This is a genomic window from Pseudomonas sp. P5_A2_2 (assembly GCF_054177685.1).
In genome coordinates this window covers 1-3,262 of sequence record NZ_JBGCUL010000509.1, presented here as the reverse complement: position 1 = coordinate 3,262, position 3,262 = coordinate 1, and the positions used below count along the sequence as shown (strand labels likewise).

The window sequence follows — 3,262 nt, the reverse complement described above, 5'->3', positions numbered from 1 at the left end:
ACCCAACGCACGGATGTTGGCGAGCTGGATGGCCGGGCCGTCAGCCATCGGGTCGGTGAAGGGCATGCCCAGTTCGATCACGTCGGCACCAGCCGCCGGCAAGCCCTTGAGGATGGCCAGGGACGTGTCATAGCCCGGGTCGCCGGCGGTCACGAAGGTCACCAGGGCGGCGCGGTTCTGTTCCTTGAGTTCGGCAAAACGCGTTTGCAGGCGGCTCATCAGTGTTTCTCCTGCTTTGATTGTTCCATATGGTGCATTACGGTCTGCATGTCTTTGTCGCCACGGCCGGACAGGTTGACCACCATCAGGTGATCCTTTGGCAGGCTCGGTGCGCGCTTGAACACTTCAGCCAGGGCATGGGCGCTTTCCAGGGCAGGGATGATCCCTTCCAGACGGCAGCACTGGTGGAATGCAGCGAGGGCTTCGTCGTCAGTCACCGAGGTGTACTGAACGCGGCCGATGTCATGCAACCATGCGTGCTCCGGACCGATACCCGGGTAGTCGAGGCCGGCAGAGATCGAGTGGGCGTCGATGATCTGGCCATCGTCGTCCTGCAGCAGGAAGGTGCGGTTACCGTGCAACACACCCGGTACACCGCCGTTCAGGCTGGCCGCATGCTTGCCGGTCTCGATGCCGTAACCGGCGGCTTCAACGCCAATGATTTCAACACTCTTGTCGTCGAGGAACGGGTGGAACAGGCCCATGGCGTTGGAACCACCGCCAATGCACGCCACCAGGCTATCTGGCAGACGGCCTTCCTGGGCTTGCAGTTGCTCACGGGTTTCTTTGCCGATCACGGCCTGGAAGTCGCGAACCATTGCTGGGTAAGGGTGCGGACCGGCCACGGTGCCGATCAGATAGAAGGTGCTGTCGACGTTGGTCACCCAGTCACGCAGGGCTTCGTTCATCGCGTCTTTCAGCGTGCCGGTGCCAGCCACCACCGGGATCACTTCGGCACCCAGCAGCTTCATGCGAAACACGTTGGCCTGCTGACGTTCGATGTCAGTGGTGCCCATGTAGATCACGCAATCCAGACCGAAACGCGCGGCGACGGTGGCAGTGGCCACACCGTGCATGCCGGCGCCGGTCTCGGCGATGATTCGTTTTTTGCCCATGCGTCGCGCCAGCAGGATCTGGCCGATGCAGTTGTTGATCTTGTGCGCGCCGGTGTGGTTCAGCTCTTCGCGCTTGAGGTAGATCTTCGCGCCGCCACAGAACTCGGTCAGGCGCTCGGCGAAGTACAGTGGGCTTGGGCGTCCGACGTAGTCGCGCTGGAAGTAGGCCAGTTCCTCCTTGAATGCAGGATCTTCCTTGGCCAACTCATATTCACGGGCCAGGTCGAGGATCAACGGCATCAGGGTTTCGGCAACGTAGCGACCGCCGAACGCGCCAAACAGGCCGTTGGCATCAGGGCCGTTGCGCAGATTAGTCTGGGTCATTTGGCGCTCCAGTTGAATGCGTGAAGTGATGCATAAAGAGATAGTGGGCTTCACTCTACCCCTGACGCCCCGACCTGAAAACCGATAAGATCGCCGCCACCTGTCAGGAAAACTCACAGATCAAATGAGCCATGACCTTCCTCCGCTGAACGCGCTTCGCGCCTTCGAAGCCGCTGCCCGCTTGAACAGCGTAAGTCAGGCGGCCGAACAGTTGCATGTCACCCATGGGGCCGTCAGCCGGCAACTCAAGGTGCTTGAAGAACACCTCGGCGTAAGCCTGTTCATCAAGGACGGACGCGGCCTGAAACTCACAGATGCCGGGTTGCGCCTGCGTGATGCCAGCAGCGAGGCCTTCGAGCGTCTGCGCAGCGTTTGCGCCGAACTCACACAAAGCACGGCCGATGCTCCATTCGTGCTCGGTTGCTCGGGAAGCCTGCTGGCGCGCTGGTTTATCCCGCGACTGGGGAGACTCAATGCCGACCTGCCGGACTTGCGCCTGCACCTGTCGGCCGGAGAAGGCGATCTCGACCCGCGAAGGCCGGGGCTGGACGCCTTGCTGGTATTTGCCGAGCCCCCCTGGCCCGCGGACATGCAGGTTTTTGAGCTGGCCAGCGAACGCATCGGCCCGGTCATGAGCCCACGGTTCACCGGCTATGAACGGCTCAAGGACGCGCCGGACACTGCACTGCTGAGCGAGGCTTTGCTGCACACCACCTCACGCCCGCAAGCCTGGCCGAGTTGGGCGCAACCACGTGGACTCGACGCGAGGGTGCTGAAGTACGGTCAGGGATTTGAACATTTGTATTACTTGCTGGAAGCCGCCGTCGCGGGTCTGGGTGTGGCGATTGCCCCCGAACCCTTGGTGACGGAGGACTTGAAGGCCGGCCGCCTGGTTGCGCCATGGGGCTTCAGTGAAACCCCGGCACACCTGGCGTTGTGGCTCCCCAAGCGCGCCGCGGACGGGCGCGCCCGGCAACTGGCGCAGTGGCTCAAGAACGAACTGCGTCAAACGGATTAATCACGCTTGCACAACAGATAAGCGGCCAGCAGGCCTAATGCGCCCACGGCGACACCGGCTGTTGTCCAGGGGTGTTCCTGGGCGTAGTCCCGGGTGGCAATCCCGGTTTCGCGGGTTTTGACCTTGACCTCTTCATAGGCATCGGCCAGCAAATGGCGCGAGTGCTTCAAGGCATTCTCGGCGTTGCTTTTCAGGGTCTTGAGTGTTTTACGCGACTCATCCGAGGCGTCGTCCTTCAAGCTTTCCAAAGACTTGAGCAGACTCTCGATCTCGGCTTCCATGCTTTGCAATGAGGCTTTGCGTAACGAGGTGTTGGCCATGGTGACTCTCCTGCATTGGTGATGAGTGGCATGTGTTGGTTGGGACTGCAGGGGTTCGAGAAAGTGCAGAAAACCTGAACTTCATCCTCACAGCGACCAACAGAAAATAGGAAAAATCACTGCTAGGCTGTAATTCACACGCCGAGGAGAACGCCATGTCTGACCATCACACCTACAAGAAAGTCGAGCTGGTTGGCTCGTCTACCAGCAGTATCGAAGATGCGATCAACAACGCCCTGACCGAAGCCAGCAAAAGCATCAAGTACATGGAATGGTTTGAAGTGACCGAGACCCGTGGGCACATCAGGGACGGTAAGGCTGCGCACTTTCAGGTGACCTTGAAAGTCGGGTTCCGGATTGCCAGCAGCTGACTTTGGGCTAGTCTTCTGAACTTGCACGCCGGCCGAATGCCATAGGGAATGGTAAAGCACTGCATGAGTGCGTCCGGCTGACGGCTGGTTACCCCTATGATCTGACCAGGGAAT

General features: G+C 60.2%; 5 protein-coding genes. 2 read left to right on the top strand and 3 right to left on the bottom strand.

Going from position 1 to position 3,262, the window contains the following annotated elements:
• Together ACXRVY_RS21355 and trpB are read right to left on the bottom strand one after the other, a co-directional pair.
• On the bottom strand, positions 1-219 hold a 219-nt coding region (locus ACXRVY_RS21355; protein WP_458238175.1), incomplete at its 3' end, for a tryptophan synthase subunit alpha.
• Positions 219-1,439 (bottom strand): tryptophan synthase subunit beta, encoded by a 1,221-nt coding sequence (gene trpB / locus ACXRVY_RS21350; protein ID WP_218431420.1) that lies wholly within the window; start codon positions 1,437-1,439, stop codon positions 219-221. The genes trpB and ACXRVY_RS21355, both read right to left, overlap by 1 nt.
• A 124-nt stretch (positions 1,440-1,563) precedes the next feature.
• On the opposite strand from trpB, the gene ACXRVY_RS21345 reads away from it, so the two are divergent.
• Positions 1,564-2,457 (top strand): LysR family transcriptional regulator, encoded by an 894-nt coding sequence (locus tag ACXRVY_RS21345; protein ID WP_223459258.1) that lies wholly within the window; start codon positions 1,564-1,566, stop codon positions 2,455-2,457.
• Here ACXRVY_RS21345 and ACXRVY_RS21340 read toward each other — a convergent pair.
• On the bottom strand, positions 2,454-2,777 hold the full coding sequence (locus ACXRVY_RS21340) for a DUF883 family protein (RefSeq protein WP_007969764.1): 324 nt from the start codon (positions 2,775-2,777) through the stop codon (positions 2,454-2,456). The two genes, ACXRVY_RS21345 and ACXRVY_RS21340, sit on opposite strands and share 4 nt — an antisense overlap.
• Positions 2,778-2,932: 155 nt before the next feature.
• Between ACXRVY_RS21340 and ACXRVY_RS21335 the strand changes: the two genes are divergently transcribed.
• Complete coding sequence (locus ACXRVY_RS21335) at positions 2,933-3,148, top strand: dodecin (protein WP_015092929.1); 216 nt, start codon at positions 2,933-2,935, stop codon at positions 3,146-3,148.
• The last annotated feature ends 114 nt before the right edge of the window (positions 3,149-3,262 follow it).

What these genes read in the sequence shown, in the direction of transcription:
- trpB (WP_218431420.1), bottom strand. Translation starts at nt 1,439, where the DNA reads ATGACCCAGACTAATCTGCGCAACGGCCCTGATGCCAACGGCCTGTTT.
- ACXRVY_RS21345 (WP_223459258.1), top strand. Translation starts at nt 1,564, where the DNA reads ATGAGCCATGACCTTCCTCCGCTGAACGCGCTTCGCGCCTTCGAAGCC.
- ACXRVY_RS21340 (WP_007969764.1), bottom strand. Translation starts at nt 2,777, where the DNA reads ATGGCCAACACCTCGTTACGCAAAGCCTCATTGCAAAGCATGGAAGCC.
- ACXRVY_RS21335 (WP_015092929.1), top strand. Translation starts at nt 2,933, where the DNA reads ATGTCTGACCATCACACCTACAAGAAAGTCGAGCTGGTTGGCTCGTCT.